Source organism: Bordetella sp. N (assembly GCF_001433395.1).
Classification (GTDB): Bacteria; Pseudomonadota; Gammaproteobacteria; order Burkholderiales; family Burkholderiaceae_B; genus Bordetella_C.
Map to the genome: position 1 here is coordinate 5,941,393 of NZ_CP013111.1, position 21,527 is coordinate 5,962,919.

The window sequence follows — 21,527 nt, forward strand, 5'->3', positions numbered from 1 at the left end:
GTAAGATCAGCAGTTGCGTGTACAGATTGTGCCATCAACAGGACGGGACGCGTGAAGTCGTCGCTTATGCATATGAAATTCGGGTTAGCCGCGCTGGCTTTGGCGTTGGCGGGATTGCAGGCCATGCCTGCCCAGGCCGCGGATCGGCCGAAGATGCCGCCGCGCGTCCATCAGCCGGAAACGGACGTCATCCGTTTGCGCGAAGGCCAACTGCCTTACGTCAAGTTGACCTCGGATATCTTCTATCGCGTGGTGGCGGCCGAGATCGCGGCGCAGCGGGGCATGTACGGCACCGCCGCCTCGACCATGCTGAGCCTGGCGCGCGACACCAGCGACCCCCGCATCGCGCGGCGCTCGCTGGAGTTCTACCTGGCCGGCGGTAACTTGAAGGGGGCGTTGGACGCCTCGCGTATCTGGGCGCGCCTGGCCCCCACCGACACGGAAGCCAGTTCCACCGAACTGGCCCTCGCCGCGGCCAATGGCCAGACCCAGGGCCTGGGGCCGGCGCTGCGCGTGCGCATCGATGAAGCCAAGGACAAGCAGGCCGCCATTGCCCAGACCATGGCCGTGCTGGGCCGCGTCAGCGACCGCAAGCTGGCCTTGCAGATCCTCGACGAAGCCTTGAGCCCCGCCACGCGCAAGCTGCCCGTGGCCCACCTGGCCCTGGCCGACGTGGCGCAGGCGGCAGGTGACAACGCGCGCGCGCTGGATGAAGCAAAACTGGCGCTGGCCGCCGATCCCAAGTCGGAAGCGGCCGCGCAGCGCGTGCTGGAATACGGCATGAAGGTCGATCCGCAACGCGCGGCGGCCGATGCCCGCGCGTTCCTGGCGCGTCATCCCGAAGCCCGCAAGCTGCAGCTGATGCTGGCGGCGCAACTGGCCGAGCATAACGATTACGACGGCGCGCTCAGCGAACTGCAGACCATGTCGCGCCGTTCGCCGGAAGATTTCGACCTGATGTTCATGCAGGGCCAGCTGGCTTACAAGGCAGGCCGCCTGGACCAGGCGCGCGGTTATCTGCGCCAATACCTGGACGTGCAGAGCCAACGCCAGCGCGCCATCGTGCCGGGCGCCACCGACGCCACCGCGGCGGCGGCGGATGCCCGCGTGCTGCTGGCCCGCATCGACGAAGACCAGGGCCGCTACGACGAAGCCATCGCCGAACTCGGCCGCATCGACGATCCCACCATGCGCTTCCAGGCGCGCATGCGCCAGGCCACCCTGCGCGCGAAGCAGGGCAAGATCGACGACGCCGTCGCCATGGTCGACCGCGCGCAGCCGCAGGATGAAGAAGAGCGGGTGCTGGGCGTGTTGACCAAGGCGCAGATCCTGCGCGATGCCGACCGTACCGACCAGGCCATCGCCCTGCTGGACGGCGCCGACAAGGCCCTGCCGGACACGGTCGAGATCAAGTACGAACTGGCCATGCTCTACGAGCGCAAGGACCGGGTGGCGGACCTTGAACGTCTGCTGCGCCAGGTCATCGCGCTCGATCCCGATCATGCGCATGCCTACAACGCCCTGGGCTACACCTTGGCCGACCGCAACATGCGCTTGCCCGAGGCGCTGGACCTGATCACGCAGGCGCTGGACCTGTCGCCGGACGATCCCTACATCATGGACAGCATGGGGTGGGTGAAGTACCGCATGGGCGACAACGCCGCCGCGCTGACCTATCTGCAACGCGCTTACTCGCAGCGGCCCGAAGCGGAAATCGCCGGCCACCTGGGTGAAGTGCTGTGGGCCAGCGGCCGCCGCGACGAGGCCACGGCCATGTTCCGCAACGCGGTGCGCAAGGAACCGAATAACAAGACCGTGCGCGAGGCGATCAACCGCCTGGGGGTCAAGCTGTGATCGGTGTGGCCGGTTTGCGTGCCACGCAGCCTTCGCGCTGGTCGCAATGGCGCATCGCTGGTGCCGCCGTGCTGTGCACGGCCCTGGCCGGTTGCGTGACGCCGGATCGCATTGCCGGCACTGGCGCGCAGAATGAGTTTTCGCGGGTGGGCCGCTTCGCGCTCACCGTCAGTCAGGACGATGGCCGCCAGAATGCCGTGCAGGGTGGTTTTTCCTGGCTCGATGACGGCCGCCGCTATGTGCTGGACCTGACGACGCCGCTGGGATCGACCCAGGCGCGCGTGGAAGGGCGGCCGGGCATGGCCACCCTGGACAAGGCCGACGGCACCCATCTGCAGGCCAGCGATCCCGATGCCCTGGCGCAGGACGCCCTGGGCAGCCGCGTGCCGGTTTCCGGCCTGCGCGACTGGTTGCGCGGGCGCCTGGCGCCGCAGCCGCCGGCGCAGGAGGTGCAGCGGGACGAACAGCAGCGCCCGACGGCATTCCAGCAGGGCGGATGGTCGGCGCGCCTGTCGCGCTTTGATGACCTGGGCCCGCAATTGCTGGTGCTGCAGCGGCGCGAATCGGATCGCGACATCGTATTGCGGCTGGTCGTCACGCCGGATTCCTGATGCGTGCCTTGCCAGTCCCGCGGGGGCGCGCGTGAATCTCTACGACGTTCCCGCACCCGCCAAGCTCAATCTTTTCCTGCATGTCGTGGGGCGCCGCGCGGATGGCTATCATCTGCTGCAGACGGTGTTCCGCTTCATCGACCTTGCCGACACGCTGCATTTTTCCGCGCGTGACGACGGCTGCATCGAACGCGACCAGCCGCTGGCCGGCGTCGATCCGGAACAGGATTTGACCGTGCGCGCCGCGCGCGTGCTGCAGGCGGCCACCGGCACGCGCCAGGGCGCCACCATCGCGCTGGAAAAGCGCATTCCCATGGGCGGCGGCCTGGGCGGCGGATCGAGCGATGCGGCGTCCACCTTGATGGCCCTCAATCGCTTGTGGAACACGGGCCTGACCCGCGCGCAGTTGATGCGCCTGGCCTTGCCGCTGGGCGCGGACGTGCCGGTTTTCGTGTTCGGCCAGTCCGCCTTCGCCGAAGGCGTGGGCGAGGATCTGGTGGCGGTCCCGGTGCCGGAGCGTGCCTATTTGATCGCCCAACCCGACGCTAGCGTACCGACGCCTGTTGTTTTTTCCGATCCTGATTTGACACGAGACTCAAATCTGGTCACAATAGCGGACTTTCTTGCTTCGCCTTATTTTCAACGGGGGCAACCCTCCCGAAGATACTTCGGCCGCAATGATCTGGAACCGGTGGTTTACCGGCGCTTTCCGGAAGTTTCCCGGGCTGCGCGGTGGTTGGCGGGAACGGAACATGCGACGAAAGGTCAAGAAAGGGATCGCGGTTTTGATGTGCGTATGTCTGGATCCGGCGCCTGTTTGTTTGCCGAGTTCGACAGCATCGAAGAAGCGGTTTTGGCGGAGCGTGAAATTGCCGCTACAATGCGCGTCGCTGGTTTGACCAGTACGTCGCAAGCGACGCAAGAATCGCCTCCGCGGTTACGGTTATTGCAGGCTTGTCCTGGTTTGACCGAACATCCGCTCAGGCACTGGATTGCTAGCTAGTGGGGAGTCGCCAAGTTGGTTAAGGCACCGGATTTTGATTCCGGCATGCGAAGGTTCGAATCCTTCCTCCCCAGCCCCCCACGAATATATATAAAAAAGCTGTTGAACTCGCCCGTATAGCCAGAGGCCAAGGTTCAACAGCTTTTTTGTTTTGCGACTAAAACGATCTTCAACGATCTTTGCCAAGCATCATGTCAAAAGACAGCTTCATGATTTTTACCGGGACGGCTAACACCCGTCTCGCCGTCGACGTAGCCAACCATCTGGATATGTCGCTGGGCAAAATGACCGTCGGCCGGTTCTCGGACGGCGAAGTCATGGTCGAGATCAACGAAAACGTGCGCGGCAAGGACGTTTTCGTGTTGCAGCCCACCTGTGCGCCTACCAACGACAACCTGATGGAAATCATGGTGATGGTCGATGCCCTGCGCCGCGCTTCGGCCGGCCGCATCACCGCCGCCATTCCGTATTTCGGTTATGCGCGCCAGGACCGCCGTCCGCGTTCCGCCCGTGTGGCCATTTCGGCCAAGGTCGTGGCGAACATGCTGCAGGTCGCTGGTGTCGACCGCGTGCTGACGATGGACCTGCACGCTGACCAGATCCAGGGTTTCTTCGACATTCCCGTGGACAACATCTACGCGGGTCCGATCTTGCTGGGCGACATCTGGCGCCGCAATTTCTCGAACCTGGTGGTGGTGTCCCCCGACATCGGCGGCGTGGTGCGCGCCCGGGCCCTGGCGAAACAGCTGGAAGCCGACCTGGCCATCATCGACAAGCGTCGTCCGCGCGCCAACGTGTCGGAAGTGATGAACATCATCGGCGAAATCGACGGCCGTACCTGCATCATCATGGATGACATGGTCGACACCGCCGGTACGCTGTGCAAGGCTGCCCAGGCGCTGAAAGAGCGCGGCGCCGGCGCCGTGTACGCCTATTGCACGCACGCCGTGCTGTCGGGCGGCGCGGTGGAGCGCATCGAAGGTTCGGAACTGGACGAGCTGGTCGTCACCGATACCATTCCGCTGTCGGAACTGGCGCGCTCGGGCAAGAAGATTCGTCAACTGTCCTGCGCCGGCCTGTTGGGCGAGACCATCCTGCGTATTTCGAACGCGGAATCGGTCAGCTCGCTGTTCGCGGATTGATCTGATATTGACGTCGTCGGGCTTCGGCTCCGGCGGCGGTTTTCAACACCTCGCGCTGGTCGCGGCTCGGGGTGACCCACACGGACCGTCGTATGCGGTCCGTGTTCACAACCGGACGTTTCGACGTCCATTACCGTAAGTCTGGAGTTTTCCATGAAATTCATCGCAACCACGCGTAGCGTCCAGGGATCGAGTGCGAGCCGCCGCCTGCGCCGCGCGGGCCGCGTCCCCGCCATCGTTTATGGCGTCGGCACTCAGCCCCTGAACATCGAAGTCGACCACAACGACATTTACCACGCTCTGCGCAAGGAAGAGTTCCACTCCTCCATCCTGGACATGGAAGTCGAAGGCGGCAAGGCCGAGAAGGTTCTGCTGCGCGCCGTGCAATGGCACGCGTACAAGCAACAAGTTCTGCACATCGATTTCCAACGTGTCGATTCGAGCAAGGCCCTGCACACCAAGGTGCCGCTGCACTTCATCAACGCTGAAGTGTCGCCTGCCGTGAAGCTGAGCAGCGCCATCATCACGCACGTTCTGACCGAAATCGAAGTCAGCTGCCTGCCGTCCGACCTGCCCAAGTTCATCGAAGCCGACCTGAGCAAGCTGGAAGCCGGCGCCTCGCTGCACCTGGCCGACGTGACCCTGCCCAAGGGCGTGACGTACGTCACCCACGGTGGCGACGCCAACCCGGTCCTGGCCTCGGCTCTGACCAAGGGTGGCCCCGCTGACGCTGACGAAGGCGACGAAGCTGCCGCCGGCGACGACGCCGCGCCTGCCGCCTAAGTCCGCAATGGCGGACGGCATAGCCTGAACCGGCCGCGCCGTTCCGTCGCCTGCACGGCGACTAGCAGTACCCGACCCCGCGCGTGGATTTCCACCGCGGGGTTTTTCATGTTCTGATTTGCATGTTCTGATATCGGCCAACCATGTCTACCCCCATACGCTTGATCGTCGGGCTGGGTAATCCCGGACCGGAATACGAAACGACTCGGCATAACGCCGGGTTCTGGCTGGCCGACCACGTGGCCGATGACCTGCGCGCCAGCTTCTCGATGGAAAAGGGCTTCTCGGGTTTCGTCGCCAAGGGGCGCCACGGCGGCGATAACGTCGTGCTGCTCAAGCCCATGACTTATATGAACAGGTCAGGGCAGGCGGTCGGCGCCGTGGCGCGCTTTTTCAAATTCACGCCGGAGCAGGTGCTGGTGCTGCATGACGAACTGGACCTGATGCCTGGTGAGGTCAAGCTCAAGCAGGGCGGTGGCCATGCGGGCCACAATGGCTTGCGCGACATCCAGGCCGTGCTGGGCAGTCCCAATTTCTGGCGCCTGCGTCTGGGCATCGGGCATCCCCGTACCTTGGGCCTGGCTCAGCAGGTGGCGGATTTCGTGCTGCATCCGCCGCGCCGCGAGGAAATGACCGGTATTGAAAAGGTCATCGACCGGTGCCGCGCGGTGATGCCGCTGCTGCTGGATGGCGATTTCACCAAGGCGACCCAGCAACTGCATCGGGAGAACAAAGCTTGAGCGCAAAAAAGCCGCGCGCCATCGAGTTCATGCTGACCGGGCCCTATGGCGGCCTGGCCGGCGGCTCACCCGAGCCTGCCGCGGAGAGCAAGCGTGACCAGCCGCGGCTGCGGGATGATCTGAAGGACTTCTTCCGCTTCTTGCGCCGGCCGACGTTGCGCCGTTTTCCCGCCGGGCAGAGGGGATATCCGGAGCCCGCGGGCGATTGGGTGCCGCGCACCACCATGCGCCGGATGCTGGCCTGGGTATTCCTGCTGTGGGGCTTCAATCTTCTGGTGCTGGGCCCGCTGGCGCTGCAGGTCGCCACCTCGGGGGGCGCGCATCATCGGCTGGAGTCCGGCAATATTCCCTGGGTCATCGCGATCTTCTGGGCGCCGTTGGTCGAGGAAATGGTGTTCCGGTATTTCCTGCGGCGGCCGGGGCAGGGCTTATGGATCATTCCACTGATGTTGGCGCCCTTGCTGAAGGGGCCGGTCGCCTGGACCGTGCCTTTGGCGGCGCTGGCGATAGGGGCCAGTGTCTGGACCCAGAAGCGTGCGCGCCTTAAAGGCCTGAGCTGGTCGTGGGGTTGGCGCCGCCAGTACGTGCGCTTCTTCCCGCTGGTGTTCCATGTGGGAACCCTGACGTTCGCCGCGCTGCATCTGGGCAATTTCACCCTCAACCACACCTTGATCTGGCTGATGCCGGTGCTGGTATTGCCTCAGTGGCTGACCGGCCTGGTGCTGGGCTGGATGCGTGTGCGGCGGGGCATTGGGGCGTCGGTGCTGATGCATGTCCTCTTCAACGCCGGGCCCGTGGTGGTGGTGTTGGGGGTGATGAAGTTCGCGCCGCAGTTGGCCTAGTTATTGATCTAAGGCTTGCGGTTGGCGCAGAAGTCGCTGAGGGCGCTGTAGACCAGGAAGTTCATGGTCTTGTCGCGTTCGGCGGGATTGGCGCTGACATACAGGTCCACGGCCTGCATCAGTTGCCCCGGCTTCAGCGCGCCCAGGCATTGCACGACGCGGTCGGTATTGCGCTCCGGCGCACCGAAAGCGGGGGCGTGGAACCAGCCTTCCACCACGCCGGTGACATAGGCGCCGCGCTGGCCGTCGGGCAGGGTGCGATATTCGCTTGGGGTCATCCAGCCACCGTGGATGGTCACGTCCTTGGCCGGTGCGGCGGCGGCGGTCAGGGGCGGCAGGCCGGCGAACAGGGCCAGGGCTGCCAGGATGGTCGCCGCGGCACGCGTCTTGGGAGTCGTGTGCGAGGCCTGGGGCGGAAGTTGTTGCGGCATGGGGTCCTTGGAGCTTGCGGGAGCGGATCTCGACTTACAGCCAGCCACGTTTGGTACCGAACAATGCCCGAACCGCTGCGGCCACGCAACAGTGAAACCCGGCGATACCCCTGAATCAACACATTTTCAGGCACCTTCGTGTATCGTCCGGAGCGCATTTTCTGGAGACAAAAAGGGCCCTGTGAGTGGACGCGTCAGTCGTCCAGCAGGGCCGGATGGCATCTATGGATACGTTGAAATCAGCCGCCGATACCCTTTTCATTCTTATCGGCGCGGTCATGGTGCTGGCCATGCACGCCGGCTTTGCCTTTCTTGAGTTGGGCACCGTCCGCAAGAAGAACCAGGTCAATGCCCTGGTCAAGATCCTGGTGGACTTCGCGGTGTCGACCATCGCGTATTTCTTCATCGGCTACCAGATTGCCTATGGCGTGCAGTTCTTCACGGGCGCCGAAGCGCTGGCCGTGAAGAATGGCCATGAGCTGGTGCGCTTCTTCTTCCTGCTGACCTTCGCCGCGGCGATACCGGCGATCATCTCTGGCGGCATCGCGGAGCGTTCGCGCTTCAATCCGCAATTGGCGGCCACGTTCCTGCTGGTTGGCTTCGTCTATCCCTTTTTCGAAGGCATCGTGTGGAATGGCCACCTGGGCCTGCAGGACTGGCTTACCGGAATAGCCGGCGTGCCTTTCCACGACTTCGCCGGGTCGGTGGTGGTGCATGCCTTCGGCGGCTGGGTGGCGCTGATCGCGGTGGTGCTGCTTGGTGCGCGTCGCGGGCGTTACAAGGATGGCCGCATCGCCGCGCATCCGCCGTCCAACATTCCTTTTCTTGCCTTGGGCGCCTGGGTGCTGGCGGTGGGTTGGTTCGGCTTCAACGTGATGAGCGCGCAGACCCTGGACAAGATCAGCGGCCTGGTGGCCATCAACTCCCTGATGGCCATGGCGGGCGGTACGCTGTCGGCCTGGGCCGTCGGCCGCAATGATCCGGGCTTTACCTATAACGGCCCGCTGGCCGGGTTGGTGGCCGTGTGTGCGGGGTCGGACCTGATGCATCCCCTGGGCGCGCTGGCGACGGGGGCCATCGCGGGTGTCTTGTTCGTCTATATGTTCACCAAAGTCCAGAACAAGTGGCGTATCGATGACGTGCTGGGTGTGTGGCCCCTGCATGGCGTGTGCGGCGCCTGGGGCGGCATCGCGGCCGGCATCTTCGGGTTGAAGTCGCTGGGCGGCCTGGGTGGCGTGTCTTTCGGTGCGCAAGTGGCCGGCACGGTTTTCGGCATCGTCGTCGCGTCCTTGGGGGGCTTGATCGTCTACGGGACCCTCCGTGCTGTCGTGGGTCTGCGGGTCAGCCAGGAGGCGGAGTTCAACGGCGCCGACCTGTCCATCCATCGTATTTCTTCCACGCCGGAGCGTGAGACCAACTGGTAAAGCGGAAGTTGCCTTCGCGCCGCGTTGGAAGGGGCCCTCAGGGGCCCCTTCTTCGCTGACGGCTTGCCCATACAGGCTTTCGTCAGATTCCCCCTGCTATATCGATCCCATACCTAGAAAAAAGCGCTTCATCACAGCGAAGGTCCAGGAGGAGATAGAGCATGAATCAGAAAAGATGGTTGCTTGCTGCCGCATTGACCTTGGGGCCGGCGCTGGCGCTGGCCGCGACTGAGGCGCCGGAGATCCCGTACAAGGCGGCCAACCCCCTCAAGATGCCTGCCGGGCAGCATTTGGGCGAGGTGTCCGGGGTGGCGCTCGACAAGGCCGGGCATATCTACGTGTTCCAGCGGGGCAATACGACCGGGCCCGCCTATGGCGCGGCGGCGTCCCAACTGCTTGAATTCGACCAGAACGGCAAATTCATGCGGGAGATCGGCGCGCATCTTTACGCCTGGTCCTTCGCACACGATGTCCGCGTCGATCCGCAGGGCAATATCTGGGCCGCCGACAAGGGCTCGGACATGGTCATCAAGTTCAACCAGGCGGGCGAGGTGGTCTGGACCATCGGCCGCAAGCCCGAGGCCAGCGACGAGAACGCGCATCCACTGGAGCATCCCAAGCCGCCGCTGCCCGCCGTCGATGGCTCGTTCCGCCAGGTGACCGACATGGCGTGGGACTCCAAGGGCAATACCTTTATCTCGGATGGCTACATCAACTCGCGCGTGGCCAAGATCGGGCCCGACGGGCGCTGGCTGAAGTCGTGGGGTTCGTTCGGATCCGAGACGGGCCAGTTCAACACCCTGCATGCCATCGCCGTGGACGCCCAGGACAATGTGTACGTGGCCGATCGCGGCAATCGGCGTATCCAGGTGTTCGACACGGAAGGCAAGTATCTGCGTTCGATCACCATCGACCTGCCGGCGCCGCCCGATGCCCAGCAGCTCTATGGCAACAAGCCCAATCCTGAAGCTGGCGGCGTCGCCACCATGTTCCCCGGCGCGCCGTGGACCCTGTGCATCACGCCGAAGGTGGCGGGCAGGGAGCAGGTGCTCTATACGTCCGATGCTTTCCCCGGGCGCATCTACAAGCTGAGCCTGGACGGCAAGCTGCTTGGCTACCTGGGCAAATCCGGCCGCAACGCCGGCCAGTTCGGCTGGGTCCACGAGATCGCCTGCCCGGACGAGAACACCCTGTACGTGGGCGAATTGCTCAACTGGCGGGTGCAGAAGCTGACCTTGAGTCCGAAGAAGTAGGGCGGGGCGCCGGTGCGTGGCTGCACGGCACGCGCCGGCTAAGTATGCTGATTGGGGCTGTGCAGGTCGGGTTTTTCCGCGGCTTGTTCCAATGCGAGCGCGCGCAGGTTATCGCTGGCCATCGTCAAGGCGTCCTCGCCGGCGAAAATGACGCCGAGCGACGATTCGTCGAGCGCGACGGTCGAGAAAAGTCCCGGGTCAGCCAGGCGTGCAAGGCTGGGATAGCTTTGGATGACCTCGGTCAGGTCGACCTCCGCCGCGTAGCCGTCCGCGAAGGTCAGCGCCAGGGTCTGCGGCCTGCTGACCGCAACGTGCTTGATGACATAACGAGCTTGTCTCATCGGTTTATTTCCCACGACATGGAAGTAAGGATTTCAGGTCGGCATGGGCCCGCGGCATGGCTACATCCTGGTCCGCAAGCGCCGGAGCTAGCCTGGTGGGTCGCGTCCGCGGCCAAGTCGTTCCCCGGCCCGGCGGGCCGGTATGTTCGAACTGTCCTTCCCCTCGGTTAAAATGCGCGGTTTAGTGGACTAATGTCCGATCTGGCCCCGATTTTAGATTCGCCCCAGGGTGTTCCGGCTGCTGCCTGAAACAGCCGGCTGGCAGCGGACGGGCTGGCGGCGCTATCGCACCGGGCTCGCTGGTGCGTTGATACTTATAGGATTTCCATGGCTCTGCAATGCGGCATCGTCGGCCTGCCCAACGTCGGCAAATCGACGCTCTTTAATGCGCTGACCCGCGCCGGCATCCCCGCGGAAAACTACCCTTTCTGCACCATCGAACCCAACGTCGGCGTCGTGGAAGTGCCCGATGCGCGCCTGCAGAAGCTGGCTGAAATCGTATCGCCGGAGCGCATCCTGTCCGCCACGGTCGAGTTCGTCGACATCGCCGGCCTGGTCGCTGGCGCCAGCCAGGGTGAGGGCCTGGGCAACCAGTTCCTGTCGCACATCCGCGAAACCGACGCCATCGTCAACGTGGTGCGCTGCTTTGAAGATCCCAACGTGATTCACGTTGCCGGCAAAGTCGACCCCATCGCCGACATCGAAGTCATCGAAACCGAGCTGGCCCTGGCCGACCTGCAGACCGCCGAGAAGGCTTTGCATCGTCACAACAAGACCGCGCGTTCGGGTGACAAGGAAGCGCAGAAGCTGGTTGGTTTGCTGGAGAAGTGCATTGCCCAGTTGAACCAGGCCAAGCCCGTGCGCGGTCTGGACTTTTCGCCGGAAGACCAGGCGTTGCTGAAGCCCATGTGCTTCATCACGTCCAAGCCCGCGATGTATGTGGGCAACGTCAGCGATGATGGTTTCGAAAACAATCCTCTGCTGGATCGCCTGAAGGAACTTGCCGCCGCGCGCAATGCGCCGGTCGTGGCGATCTGCGCGGCCATCGAATCCGAGATCGTCGATCTGGATGATGCCGACCGTGTCGCGTTCCTGGCCGATATGGGCATGGAAGAGCCGGGTTTGAACCGTCTGATCCGCGCCGCGTTCAAGCTGCTTGGCTTGCAGACCTACTTCACTGCTGGCGTGAAGGAAGTCCGCGCCTGGACCGTCGCCATCGGCGCCACCGCCCCGCAAGCGGCCGGCGTGATCCACACCGACTTCGAACGCGGCTTCATCCGCGCCCAGACCATCGCCTACGACGACTACATCGCGTTCAAGGGCGAGCAGGGTGCGAAGGAAGCGGGGAAGATGCGGGCGGAAGGGAAGGAGTACATCGTGCAGGATGGCGATGTGATGAACTTCTTGTTTAACGTTTGATTATTTTCCGACTACGTTGATCGGCTGAACGGTTCGTGAAGGGCATCCCTTCACGGAACCAAATCCCGGCGGTAAGAACCTACACGGAGTCGCCGTCAAGCTCGGCTGTTTCCAGGAGCTGATGGCTAACCGCCGGGAGCTATCCTTGATTACCAATTCGTCGAAATATACTTAGCCTCCATGAACTCAAGCAGTCCATGGTGCGCACCTTCCCGTCCCAGCCCGCTCTGCTTGACCCCTCCGAACGGCGCCGCGGGATCGGACACAAGCCCTCGATTGAGTGCAATCATCCCGCTCTCGATTGCTTCAGAAACGCGCATGCCCCGTGCGAGGTCTTTGGTATAGACATACGCGACCAAGCCGTACTCGGTTGAATTAGCCAGGCGAATTGCCTCCGCCTCCGTGTCAAAGGCGACGACAGGCGCGACAGGACCAAAAATTTCTTCATTCAGCAATTCGGCGTCCGGGCTGACGTCTGCGAGCACAGTCGGAAGATAGAAGAATCCAGCACGCTCCGGGGCTTTTCCGCCCGTAACGACTCGTGCACCCTTTGCGACCGCATCGTCCACCAGTGAAGCTACCTTGTTGACAGCGCCGCGGTTGACCAGAGGCCCGCACTGGGTTCCAGTGTTGACACCGTCATCGACTATCAGTGCCCCCATCCTCGATGCCAGACGGGAGGTGAATTCGTCGACCAAGGCGCGCTGAACGTAGAACCGATTGGCCGCGGTGCACGCCTCGCCGCCATTTCGCATCTTGGCAATCATCGCGCCTTCGATCGCCTGATCCAGGTCAGCGTCTTCGAAAACAATGAATGGCGCGTTGCCGCCGAGCTCCATAGAGCAATTGATGATCGAATCGGCTGCCTTTCTGAGGAGAATCCGTCCTACCTCTGTAGAGCCCGTAAATGAGAGCTTGCGCACCCGGGGGTCTTCCAATATCGAGCCGCAGACTTTTCCTGAACGCGATGTGGTCAGAACATTCACGACGCCGTCCGGAACGCCAGCCTTTTTTAACAATGCGGCAATTGCATATGCAGTAAGCGGTGTCTCGGTAGCTGGCTTAAGAATGCAAGTGCAGCCAGCCGCGAGCGCTGGCCCTATCTTGCGCGTAGCCATCGCTGCCGGAAAATTCCAGGGGGTGATCAATAACGAGATCCCGACGGGTTGATACTGCACGAGCGTGCGAGCGAGTCCGGAGGGAGAAATGCTGATCTCTCCATTGATGCGTACAGCTTCTTCAGCGTACCAGCGGAAGAACTCGGCGGCATATGCCACCTCGCCGCGCGCATCGCTAATTGCTTTGCCATTTTCAAGAGAGATAAGCGCCGCCAGATTTTCGGCATCACTCACCATCAGCTCATAACATCGGCTCAGAACTTCGCTACGCTTTCGAGGCGAAGTGGCTGCCCAGCCGGGCGCCGCTTTCTCCGCGGCATCCACAGCAGCGCGTGCGTCTTTTTCGTCGGCGTCCGCGACGCTCGCCAAGCGCTGCTCGTTTGACGGATTGAATACATCGATACGGTTGCCCGAGGACGCGTGGATCCAGGAACCACCGATGAAAAGATCGATTGGGGTGTTTTCGATGTTGAGGTTGGCTTTGGTAGACATGACTTTCCTGAGGATTCTTAATGATTCCCGTGAACGAGAAGATTGCCGTGGTAAGCGTGCCGCAAGAGTTGGCCGATATCTTCCGCTGTGACCGAGCGTGGATTGTTGTTGATCAATCGGCCAGCCAGCATCGACTGTTCGGCTACCCATTGGATCTTCTCTTCCTGCAATCCCAAATCCTTAAGCGTGCTCGGAATTCCAATCTTCGCCAGCATTGCCTGGATTTGACGTATCGCTTGACTACCCAAGCCGCCGCGGTCTTCATCGATCACGCCGATCGCTCGTCCGATCGCCTCGAATTCGGGCCGGCACGCCGACGCGTTGAATCCCATTACGTAAGGGAGCAGCGTGGCAACGCCTAAGCCATGTGCGGTATGAGTCAGCGCGCCGATCGGGTATTGAATGGCATGTGCGAGCGACGTTCCAGCACTTCCAAAGGCCAGGCCAGCAAGCAGCGCCCCTTTCATCACCTTTGACCGTGCAATCAGGTCTGATCCTTCCTTCACCGCAATCGGCAGATAGCGGAACAGGTCCTCGATGGCGCTCAATGCAAACTGGTCACTTAGGACATTCTTCCCGACAAATACACGCTGCTGCGAGAGTTCGGGGGTCGGAGCGTGTGCGATCGCGGTAAATGCTTCGACGGCATGGGTAAGCGCGTCTGCACCCGAAAGAGCGGTCAAGCCTGGGGGGCAGGTTACGGTCAATTCCGGGTCGCAAATTGCCGTATGAGGAATTAGATGCGGGCTCGATATTCCGACTTTCAGGTCCCTGGTGTCGTCCGCCAACACCGCCACGGGCGTCACCTCAGATCCTGTGCCCGCGGTTGTAGGAACGGCAACAATAGGCATAACCGGGCCTGGAACTTTGAACTCTCCGTAGAATCGATCAATTGGACCTTCATGCGTGAGAAGGAGACTGACCAGCTTCGCCATGTCCATGCAGCTGCCGCCGCCGATACCGACGACTACCTGAGGCAGGCTGTTTCCGACACGCTGAACGCAGCGAGTAATGCTGCTCAACGGGAGCTCTGCGAGAGTCTCGTCAAATAGCTCGACGCTAAGTCCATGCTGCGCAAGGTTATCCAGTAACTCAAGCATGGTGTCGGAGGAAGCGAAGCGCTTATCGGTGCAAATCAATACCCGCTTCCCGATGTGGGATAGGACTTTTCCAAGTACGCGCCGTTGGCCCTCTCCAAAAATAACCGCGCGTGGTGCGCGCATGACGCCAAAGGATGCTTGCATATCAAGTATTCCAACTAGGTTCGACGTGGGGCCGCTTCGTTTGCGGACGCATTGATACTTTGCCAAACAGGATCCGCGACCGAGATCCCGCGAGCGATATTTCTTTCACGAGCCAAGTGTGCGCGGTCACCTGGGACGCTCACCGGTCGCTTTGGATCCGTTGGAGCACTGTCGCGAAGTGACTGCAGATACGCTGAGATGCTGCCAATGATGGCTTGCGATGCGGGCTCAACGACGACAAAGACATCGCCTTTATTACAGACGCTCTCAGCGTCCAATGTTCCGGCCACGTCCGTGCCAAGTGCGGATGACGTGAGGGCCGCGACCATGACCTCGAAGGCGAGCCCAAGCGCGTAGCCTTTTGGTCCTCCGAACGGCGCGATCGCGCCTTTGCGCGCGGAGGCCGCATCGAGCGTTGGATCTCCGTTTTCGTCCAGTGCCCAACCTGGCTCTAGCGGTGCTCCTCGATTCGCGTAGTCATGAATCTGCCCCATCGAGATGAGACTGGTTGCCATATCGAGGACAAACGGTAGTGGCTGCGCTGGAACGCCGATGGCAACAGGATTGGTTCCGAGCATCGCCATGCGCCCGCCCCAGGGGTGCACCAGTGCCTCGCTGGTGGTCAGTGCGAAAAGTACTTGGCCTTGCATCGCCACGCGTTCGGCGTATAGGGCCAGCATGCCTAAGTGGTTGCTGTTCGATATCGCAGCCACGGCGATGCCCGTTTCTCGAGCGCGATGACAGATCTGATCGAGGGCCGCAAAGGCGATCACCGGGCCCAGCCCTCGCTCACCATCGACCTGCAGATACGCCTGGCCACGCCACTGTGCGCGCCCCGTGGTTTCAGGGTTGGCCACTCCATTGCGAATTCGATCAATCAGGCGTGGCAGTCGAAGCAAGCCATGAGACGCGCGACCTCGAAGTTCGGCTTCAATCAATAATTCTGCTTGTGTCCGTGCGTGATTTTCGGGCGCGCCGGAATTCACCAGCGCACGGATGGAGACCCGTGTGGCCTCTGCGACGTCGACCAGGTTCTCAGCCATATCTACCGAAGCCCCGATGCGAATTTTTGAATTCGATCGAGTCCTTTCCGGATCTGATCGATTTCAAGCGCGATAGAGATGCGAAAGAAAGGACTTAGTCCAAACACTTCCCCAGGTACTGCTGCGACCTCAGCTTCTTCAAGAAGTGCTGCGACGACGTCTACGTCTTTGCCCAAGGCGCGGCCGGCGGAGCTTTTGCGCCCAATCCATCCGGCACAATTTATGTAAACGTAGAAAGTGCCAGCAGGGCGAATGGCATCAAGCCCGGGAATCTGGCCGACGCGTTCCAGCACCAGGTCCCGCCGTTCCTGGAAGACCCGGCGATTTTCCTCCATAAAGGCTTTGTCTCCGGCGAGCGCTTCGATACCCGCTGCTTGGGCAATGCTACTGGGCGAGCCAGTCATCGAACTAAGCAAGTCTCCGATTGATTTGATGACTTCGAGTGGCCCTGCCGCAAAGCCCAGGCGCCAGCCGGTCATGACGTAACCTTTCGAGAATCCGTTGACCGAGATTATCTGTTCGGCCATTTCAGGGCATGTCTCGACGAACGAGGGAGCGCGGTGGCCATCGAACGTGATGTGCTCATACAATTCGTCGGTCAGAATCCAAACGTCAGGACGTTCTTTCAGAACGGCAGCAAGCGCGCGTATTTCGTCGCCAGAGTAGACCGCTCCGGACGGGTTGTTCGGCGAATTGAAGATGATCGCGCGTGTGTTTTTCGTCAACGCTCCACGGAGCAATTCCGGCGTCAACTTGAAGCCAGACGTTTCCGAGCACGCCACGATGATCGGAACCCCGCCGGCCATCTCCACGTGGTCTGGATAAGTGACCCAATAGGGGGCAGGAACGATGACCTCGTTGCCGGGGTCGACAATCGTCAACAAGCTCGCCAGCAGAATGACTTTCGCGCCGCTTCCTATGACGATCTGTTCCGGGGCGAAAGCTACGCGGTTATCTTGCAGGATCTTGGCGGCGATGGCGCGCTTCAGCGGTGCATATCCGTCCGCGGCCGTGTATTTCGTGAAATCGCTCGTGATGGCTTTTATACCAGCTTCTTTTACATTGCTCGGTGTATGGAAGTCGGGCTCGCCCAAGCTGAAGGGGATTACGTCTGTTCCCTGACGCTTCATTTCGGCCGCCCGTGCCGAGATGGCCATCGTGGGGGAGGGGCGGATGGCCGTTGCGCGGAGAGATAGTTTTGGCATGATCAAATCTTGTCTTTGAGAAAGAAGAACTTCGTCATCAGACGACTGGCCTGATGAAGGCGCATCGGCTGCTACATGCCTGAAGGCGCGACAGGGTCCAATGTGAATCCGGCATCGTCAAATATTTTCCTGACGAACCCAGATGACTTTGCGCGTTCAAGAAAGTTGCTGACGGCGAGGAGGCCGACGGGACGGTCTTTGGCGACTGCCACCGCGATACCAGTACTGTGTAGCGTGCCATCCAGGACACGGCTCCCCGGGATTTTTTGCTCGTACACCGTCAAAACATCACGCGACAAAACCACAGCGTCAACTCGATCGTCTTGGAGTGCGGACATTGCGTCTTCCACAGAGGTCACAGGGATGACTTCTGCCGCGTTGAGTACTCGTGCGGCATTGCGTATGGTCGTCGTGTTCGCGATTCCAGCAACGCGAACACCTTTTTGGTTGAGGTCGTGAGTCGACTGGAAATTGGAAGTCTCGTGTACAAGTGCCGTGCTCTCGATGACGAAGTAAGAAGGGCCAAACGCGACACGCCGCTTCCTCTCGTCGTCCATCGGCATGAATGCAACGTCGATTTCCTTGGCTTCGACAGCGTCGGTCAACTCGCCAGAATTGGGCACGGCATGGAATTCGACACGACATCCTGCCCACGCTGCCAATGCCTTGCCAAGATCGACCGTTGGGCCATACGGTGTGCCGTGTTCGTCTACTTCCACAAAGAAGGTCGACATCGACGGAGCGTAGACAACGCCGACGCGAAGCACACCGCCCTGCGCCAACTCTCCGAGCTGAGTATTGATTTGGTTCATGGAGTTCATCCTGTTTGAAAGTTGATTGATCGAACCGGCCACAGGGGATGCCTGGTCAGAGTCGGTGGCTGCAGGTTGTTCTATTGCGCGCGGCTGGTGGTCAAGTTCTCTTGAACCGGCGCCACTTTCCCCTCAAGCCGTCCTAGCGAAGCAGTCGCTACGCTGTTGCCGATTACGTTGGTGACGGTGCGACCCATATCGAGGATCTGATCGATGCCCAGGATCAGCAGGATGCCCTCCGCGGGAAGCCCAAACATGGGAGCTACCGCTGCAACCACGACGACCGAGGCGCGTGGAACACCAGCCGCTCCTTTGCTGCTGATGAGAAGCACGAAAAGCATGGTGATCTGTTGCACAATCGAAAGCTCGATGCCGAATGCCTGAGCGATGAAGAGTGCCGCGAAGGTGCAGTACATCATCGAGCCGTCGAGGTTGAACGAATACCCAAAGGGCAAGGTAAATCCGACCACTTCTTTTCTGACGCCAAATTGCTCCAGCCTCTCGGTCATCAAAGGATAGGCAGCTTCACTACTCGCCGTAGAGAACGCAATCAGGGCCGGTTGGCGCATTGCTTTGAGCAGCCGGAACACATCTTTTCCCAGGAACGCATAGCCGGCCAGGATGATGATCAGCCAGAGCAGGAGCAGTCCTAGATAGAATGAGCCAATCAACTTTCCATAGGTGAAGACAACATCAAGTCCGTTAACGGCGACCGCCGTCGCGAGTGCGGTAAAGACGCCAATCGGAGCGAACTTCATTACAAACTGCGTGACCTTCAGCATCACCTTCACGACACCATCCAGTGATCGTCGCAACTGCTCGACCCGTGGATCATCGTGATAAAAACTCAGACCTGCGCCGAAGAACAAAGCGAACACCACGATCTGAAGCGCCTCGTTCCGCGCTAAGGCGTCGAAGATGCTTGTTGGGAAGACATGCGTAAGAAATTCGTGCAGGTTAAGGCTGGATGTCTTAAGGCTGCTTCCCAGACTTCCTCCTTTGGCTACGAGCCCCATCCCGGCGCCGGGCTGGATCAGATTTGCCAGCAAGACGCCGAGAGCGAGCGATATCACTGAAGCGGCCAGGAACCAGGCGACTGCGCGCACTGCAAGGCGGCTTACCGTGCCCTGTCCGCCAATGCCGGCGATGCCTGACACCAATGTCGCAAAGATCAGCGGTGCAATGATCATTTTGATCATGCGCAAGAAGATGTCGGTCACAATCGAAAGATAGCCCGCGATGGATGCGGCGGTAGCTTGGTCGGCGGATAAGGTATGGATCAAATACCCCACGACCAGGCCGAGAACCATGCTTATACCGATGTATCCGCTGAGTCGATTTTTCACCTGTGTACTCTCCATGAAGTTGTGTGCTCCTTTGATGGAGCTCCCCTTGTCATCCTCGATTCGCCTTCGGAGATCGGTGATCCACGAAGCAGAAGCGGTCGGACGAGCAAGTATTCACAGGATTTGATAAACATAAAAACGGATTAAACTGATCAGATTGCTCAGTTTTTCTGATTGATATGAAATCCCTTGATCTCGATGTCCTCGAAATGGTGATCGCAGTTGCGGATACTGGATCGTTCATAAGCGGGGCTAAACAAGTCCATCGATCGCCTTCAGCCGTCAGCATGCGCATCAAAGCGTTGGAGGAATCGATGCAGAAGCCTCTGTTCACCCGTACGACGAGGCGCGTGCTTCTGACTGACGAGGGGGAGCGTTTGCTGGAATATGGGCGGCGAATGGTGGAGATGCGGGAAGCCGCCTGGGCTTCTGTCGTCCGACCCGAAGTCAAAGGACGAGTTACGATCGGCGTGCCGGATGACTATGCGTCGTCTTTGCTTTCACCCGTTCTGAGGCGGTTTGCACTCGCTCATCCGCATGTTGAGCTGCGGGTCATGGGCTTGCCGAGCAGTGAGCTCGCCCCTTTGTTAAAAGACAATACGCTTGATCTCGCGTGCCTGACTCGCGTCAAAGGTATCCCCGGTGATCTGCTCAGACGGGAGCCATTAGTATGGGTTTGCGGCGACAGGCATCGCGAGATTTGGAAAGAACGTCCATTGCCCATTGCGGTGTACGCTAGCGGTAGTAGCGCACGCGCGTTCGGCATATCTGCACTGCAGAATGCGAAGATCAGGTTTCGAATGCTGTTTGAAAGTGCCGGGGTAATGGGACTTGTAAGCATGCTGGAAGCGGGGCTAGCTGTAGCTCCCATGTCACGATGTAGCGTGCCCGCCCACCTTATTCAGCTTGGGGAGGATGAGGGGCTTCCCAAACTTCCAATGCTCGACGTCGTTTTGTCCAGAAGTTCCAAGTCCAATCGGCCTCCTTGTGAGTTTCTGGCGCGAGCGCTACTCAATGATTTGCGGTCCTAGCAAAGATCGCCCCCGTTCTCATCTCATCCTGATCTAGAATCAACACGTCCGCCAAAGTTTCACGCCCGGGCTCGGTCTGCTGACCAGCCCGCCGAGTCTTACCCTCGCTGCGTAAACCCCAATGGAGATGGTCATGCGATCGAAGTCGGCGAGCGCGCAGATCGGGCTGTTGATACTTGCGACCAGTATCATCCAGCTCGCCAACGGGTTCTTTGGCACCTTCATCTCCTTGCGCATCGCCCTTGAGGGCTTCGATGGCGCCATGGCCGGGCTGGTGCTCAGCAGCTACTTCGCCGGCTTCACCGTGGGGGCCTTGCGTTGCGAGCGGATCATCGGACGCATCGGGCACATCCGGGCCTATGCCGCTTTCGCGGGTATGGTCGTCGCGGCGACCGCATTGATGCCGCTGCTACAAGGGCCCCTGGCCTGGTCGCCCCTGCGCGCCATCATCGGCTTTGGCTGCTCCGGCCTGTTCATCGCCACGGAAAGCTGGCTCAACGCGAAGGCGGAACCCACGGAGCGCGGGCGGATATTCTCGGTCTACATGTTGGGCACGTTCCTCGCGCTGGCGCTGGGGCAACTGCTGATCGGCCATGCGGACATCGACACGTCTGGCCCCTTCAACGGGATCGCCGCTCTGTTCGCGGTCGCGCTCGTTCTGGTCAGCACCACGCGGGCCGACCCACCCCGCAAGACCATGGCCACGAAGTTGCCGTTCACGCGGCTGCCGCGCGCGGCACCGGTGGCGGTGGCCGGATGCGCGGTCAGCGGATTTCTCAGCGCCAGCTTCTATTCGCTGGTGCCCGCATGGATGCAGGGCGAAGGCATCGCGCGCGAGACGATCGCGCTGTTCATGCTGATTGCCGTGCTTGGCGGTCTCGCGTTCCAGATCCCGGTTGGCAGGCTATCGGACCGCTTCGATCGGCGCCTCGTGCTGACGATACTCAGTGCCGGCTTCGCGGTAACCGCGATCCTGGTCGTCAATCTGCCACACTCCCGCGCGGTCATCCTGCCCGCCGCCGCGATACTCGGCGGCTTCATGTCGACGCTCTATCCGGTCTGCGTCGCCAACGCCCACGACCAAATGCCCGCTGACCAGGTCGTCGCGGTAAGCGGCCAGCTCATATTGATCAGTGGCATAGGCTCCGTCCTTGGCCCGCTTGCTGGCACCATCGTCATGGCGCACCTCGGTATCGACGGGCTTTTCTACTTCATGGCCGCCATCGCACTGTTGCTGGCCTGCACCGCCATGGCCGGTCGCTTCCTGGCGAAGGAACCGCTGCACCAGGAGCGGACCTTCGAAATCCTGTCTCCGCAGGCCGCGACGCTCGCGCACGATCAGGTCGACGCTTTATAGATGAGCGGACACTCAAACGAAACGATGGATTCCAAT

Annotated in this window: 19 protein-coding genes, 1 tRNA gene and 1 pseudogene; 13 read left to right on the forward strand and 8 right to left on the reverse strand. The window is 61.1% G+C overall.

Annotated elements, in window-relative coordinates; genetic code table 11:
- Window positions 1-5: 5 nt before the first annotated feature.
- The 8 genes and pseudogenes from ASB57_RS25675 (at window position 6) to ASB57_RS25710 (ending at window position 6,975) form a co-directional block, all read left to right on the forward strand.
- Window positions 6-1,854 (forward strand): annotated as a pseudogene (locus ASB57_RS25675) (tetratricopeptide repeat protein).
- Window positions 1,855-1,868: 14 nt separating this feature from the next.
- Entirely contained in the window at window positions 1,869-2,465 is a 597-nt protein-coding gene (lolB, locus tag ASB57_RS25680) for a lipoprotein insertase outer membrane protein LolB (RefSeq protein ID WP_057656447.1), read from the forward strand.
- 31 nt (window positions 2,466-2,496) lie between these two features.
- Complete coding sequence (ispE, locus tag ASB57_RS25685) at window positions 2,497-3,468, forward strand: 4-(cytidine 5'-diphospho)-2-C-methyl-D-erythritol kinase (RefSeq protein WP_057654736.1); 972 nt, start codon at window positions 2,497-2,499, stop codon at window positions 3,466-3,468.
- A tRNA-Gln gene (locus ASB57_RS25690) sits at window positions 3,469-3,542 on the forward strand.
- Between the two features lie 117 nt (window positions 3,543-3,659).
- Complete coding sequence (locus ASB57_RS25695) at window positions 3,660-4,610, forward strand: ribose-phosphate pyrophosphokinase (protein WP_057654737.1); 951 nt, start codon at window positions 3,660-3,662, stop codon at window positions 4,608-4,610.
- 153 nt (window positions 4,611-4,763) lie between these two features.
- Entirely contained in the window at window positions 4,764-5,393 is a 630-nt protein-coding gene (locus ASB57_RS25700; RefSeq protein WP_057654738.1) for a 50S ribosomal protein L25/general stress protein Ctc, read from the forward strand.
- Between the two features lie 143 nt (window positions 5,394-5,536).
- Window positions 5,537-6,133, forward strand: a complete 597-nt coding sequence (gene pth / locus ASB57_RS25705) for an aminoacyl-tRNA hydrolase (protein WP_057654739.1) — start codon at window positions 5,537-5,539, stop codon at window positions 6,131-6,133.
- Window positions 6,130-6,975: a type II CAAX prenyl endopeptidase Rce1 family protein gene (locus ASB57_RS25710; protein WP_231755254.1), complete on the forward strand. Its 846-nt coding sequence runs from the start codon at window positions 6,130-6,132 to the stop codon at window positions 6,973-6,975. The genes pth and ASB57_RS25710 overlap by 4 nt, the downstream gene beginning before the upstream one ends.
- Before the next feature lie 8 nt (window positions 6,976-6,983).
- Here ASB57_RS25710 and ASB57_RS25715 read toward each other — a convergent pair whose 3' ends face one another.
- Window positions 6,984-7,406 (reverse strand): hypothetical protein, encoded by a 423-nt coding sequence (locus ASB57_RS25715; RefSeq protein WP_057654740.1) that lies wholly within the window; start codon window positions 7,404-7,406, stop codon window positions 6,984-6,986.
- Window positions 7,407-7,630: 224 nt separating this feature from the next.
- On the opposite strand from ASB57_RS25715, the gene ASB57_RS25720 reads away from it, so the two are divergent.
- A complete protein-coding gene (locus tag ASB57_RS25720) occupies window positions 7,631-8,830 on the forward strand; it encodes an ammonium transporter (protein WP_057654741.1) in 1,200 nt (399 codons plus the stop codon).
- A gap of 161 nt (window positions 8,831-8,991) precedes the next feature.
- On the forward strand, window positions 8,992-10,083 hold the full coding sequence (locus tag ASB57_RS25725; protein WP_057654742.1) for a peptidyl-alpha-hydroxyglycine alpha-amidating lyase family protein: 1,092 nt from the start codon (window positions 8,992-8,994) through the stop codon (window positions 10,081-10,083).
- Window positions 10,084-10,121: 38 nt separating this feature from the next.
- Here ASB57_RS25725 and ASB57_RS25730 read toward each other — a convergent pair whose 3' ends face one another.
- Complete coding sequence (locus ASB57_RS25730; RefSeq protein WP_057654743.1) at window positions 10,122-10,424, reverse strand: DUF2442 domain-containing protein; 303 nt, start codon at window positions 10,422-10,424, stop codon at window positions 10,122-10,124.
- Window positions 10,425-10,751: 327 nt separating this feature from the next.
- On the opposite strand from ASB57_RS25730, the gene ychF reads away from it, so the two are divergent.
- On the forward strand, window positions 10,752-11,843 hold the full coding sequence (gene ychF / locus ASB57_RS25735) for a redox-regulated ATPase YchF (protein ID WP_057654744.1): 1,092 nt from the start codon (window positions 10,752-10,754) through the stop codon (window positions 11,841-11,843).
- A 149-nt stretch (window positions 11,844-11,992) separates the two neighbouring features.
- Here the strand turns inward: ychF and ASB57_RS25740 are convergent, their stop codons facing one another.
- The 6 genes from ASB57_RS25740 to ASB57_RS25765 form a co-directional block, all read right to left on the reverse strand.
- On the reverse strand, window positions 11,993-13,453 hold the full coding sequence (locus tag ASB57_RS25740) for an NAD-dependent succinate-semialdehyde dehydrogenase (protein ID WP_057654745.1): 1,461 nt from the start codon (window positions 13,451-13,453) through the stop codon (window positions 11,993-11,995).
- A gap of 17 nt (window positions 13,454-13,470) precedes the next feature.
- On the reverse strand, window positions 13,471-14,697 hold the full coding sequence (locus tag ASB57_RS25745; RefSeq protein ID WP_057654746.1) for an iron-containing alcohol dehydrogenase: 1,227 nt from the start codon (window positions 14,695-14,697) through the stop codon (window positions 13,471-13,473).
- A gap of 14 nt (window positions 14,698-14,711) precedes the next feature.
- A complete protein-coding gene (locus ASB57_RS30845) occupies window positions 14,712-15,740 on the reverse strand; it encodes an Ldh family oxidoreductase (protein ID WP_082621837.1) in 1,029 nt (342 codons plus the stop codon).
- Window positions 15,741-15,742: 2 nt separating this feature from the next.
- Complete coding sequence (locus ASB57_RS25755; protein WP_057654748.1) at window positions 15,743-16,945, reverse strand: pyridoxal phosphate-dependent aminotransferase; 1,203 nt, start codon at window positions 16,943-16,945, stop codon at window positions 15,743-15,745.
- 71 nt (window positions 16,946-17,016) lie between these two features.
- Window positions 17,017-17,757: a transporter substrate-binding domain-containing protein gene (locus ASB57_RS25760; protein WP_057654749.1), complete on the reverse strand. Its 741-nt coding sequence runs from the start codon at window positions 17,755-17,757 to the stop codon at window positions 17,017-17,019.
- An 80-nt stretch (window positions 17,758-17,837) separates the two neighbouring features.
- Window positions 17,838-19,103 (reverse strand): dicarboxylate/amino acid:cation symporter, encoded by a 1,266-nt coding sequence (locus ASB57_RS25765; protein ID WP_057656449.1) that lies wholly within the window; start codon window positions 19,101-19,103, stop codon window positions 17,838-17,840.
- 179 nt (window positions 19,104-19,282) lie between these two features.
- Here ASB57_RS25765 and ASB57_RS25770 point away from each other — a divergent pair, with 179 nt between their 5' ends.
- Both ASB57_RS25770 and ASB57_RS25775 read left to right on the forward strand, forming a co-directional pair.
- On the forward strand, window positions 19,283-20,134 hold the full coding sequence (locus ASB57_RS25770) for a LysR substrate-binding domain-containing protein (RefSeq protein ID WP_057654750.1): 852 nt from the start codon (window positions 19,283-19,285) through the stop codon (window positions 20,132-20,134).
- Between the two features lie 133 nt (window positions 20,135-20,267).
- The gene (locus ASB57_RS25775) at window positions 20,268-21,491 is read left to right on the forward strand and encodes an MFS transporter (RefSeq protein WP_057654751.1); all 1,224 of its coding nucleotides are present in this window, start codon (window positions 20,268-20,270) and stop codon (window positions 21,489-21,491) included.
- Window positions 21,492-21,527: the final 36 nt, after the last annotated feature.

Bases quoted from the DNA above. Each gene is read 5' to 3' on its own strand.
- ASB57_RS25695 (WP_057654737.1), top strand. From the start codon at position 3,660: ATGTCAAAAGACAGCTTCATGATTTTTACCGGGACGGCTAACACCCGT.
- ASB57_RS25700 (WP_057654738.1), top strand. From the start codon at position 4,764: ATGAAATTCATCGCAACCACGCGTAGCGTCCAGGGATCGAGTGCGAGC.
- pth (WP_057654739.1), top strand. From the start codon at position 5,537: ATGTCTACCCCCATACGCTTGATCGTCGGGCTGGGTAATCCCGGACCG.
- ASB57_RS25715 (WP_057654740.1), bottom strand. From the start codon at position 7,406: ATGCCGCAACAACTTCCGCCCCAGGCCTCGCACACGACTCCCAAGACG.
- ASB57_RS25720 (WP_057654741.1), top strand. From the start codon at position 7,631: ATGGATACGTTGAAATCAGCCGCCGATACCCTTTTCATTCTTATCGGC.
- ASB57_RS25725 (WP_057654742.1), top strand. From the start codon at position 8,992: ATGAATCAGAAAAGATGGTTGCTTGCTGCCGCATTGACCTTGGGGCCG.
- ASB57_RS25730 (WP_057654743.1), bottom strand. From the start codon at position 10,424: ATGAGACAAGCTCGTTATGTCATCAAGCACGTTGCGGTCAGCAGGCCG.
- ychF (WP_057654744.1), top strand. From the start codon at position 10,752: ATGGCTCTGCAATGCGGCATCGTCGGCCTGCCCAACGTCGGCAAATCG.
- ASB57_RS25740 (WP_057654745.1), bottom strand. From the start codon at position 13,453: ATGTCTACCAAAGCCAACCTCAACATCGAAAACACCCCAATCGATCTT.
- ASB57_RS25745 (WP_057654746.1), bottom strand. From the start codon at position 14,697: ATGCAAGCATCCTTTGGCGTCATGCGCGCACCACGCGCGGTTATTTTT.
- ASB57_RS30845 (WP_082621837.1), bottom strand. From the start codon at position 15,740: ATGGCTGAGAACCTGGTCGACGTCGCAGAGGCCACACGGGTCTCCATC.
- ASB57_RS25755 (WP_057654748.1), bottom strand. From the start codon at position 16,945: ATGCCAAAACTATCTCTCCGCGCAACGGCCATCCGCCCCTCCCCCACG.
- ASB57_RS25760 (WP_057654749.1), bottom strand. From the start codon at position 17,757: ATGAACCAAATCAATACTCAGCTCGGAGAGTTGGCGCAGGGCGGTGTG.
- ASB57_RS25770 (WP_057654750.1), top strand. From the start codon at position 19,283: ATGAAATCCCTTGATCTCGATGTCCTCGAAATGGTGATCGCAGTTGCG.
- ASB57_RS25775 (WP_057654751.1), top strand. From the start codon at position 20,268: ATGCGATCGAAGTCGGCGAGCGCGCAGATCGGGCTGTTGATACTTGCG.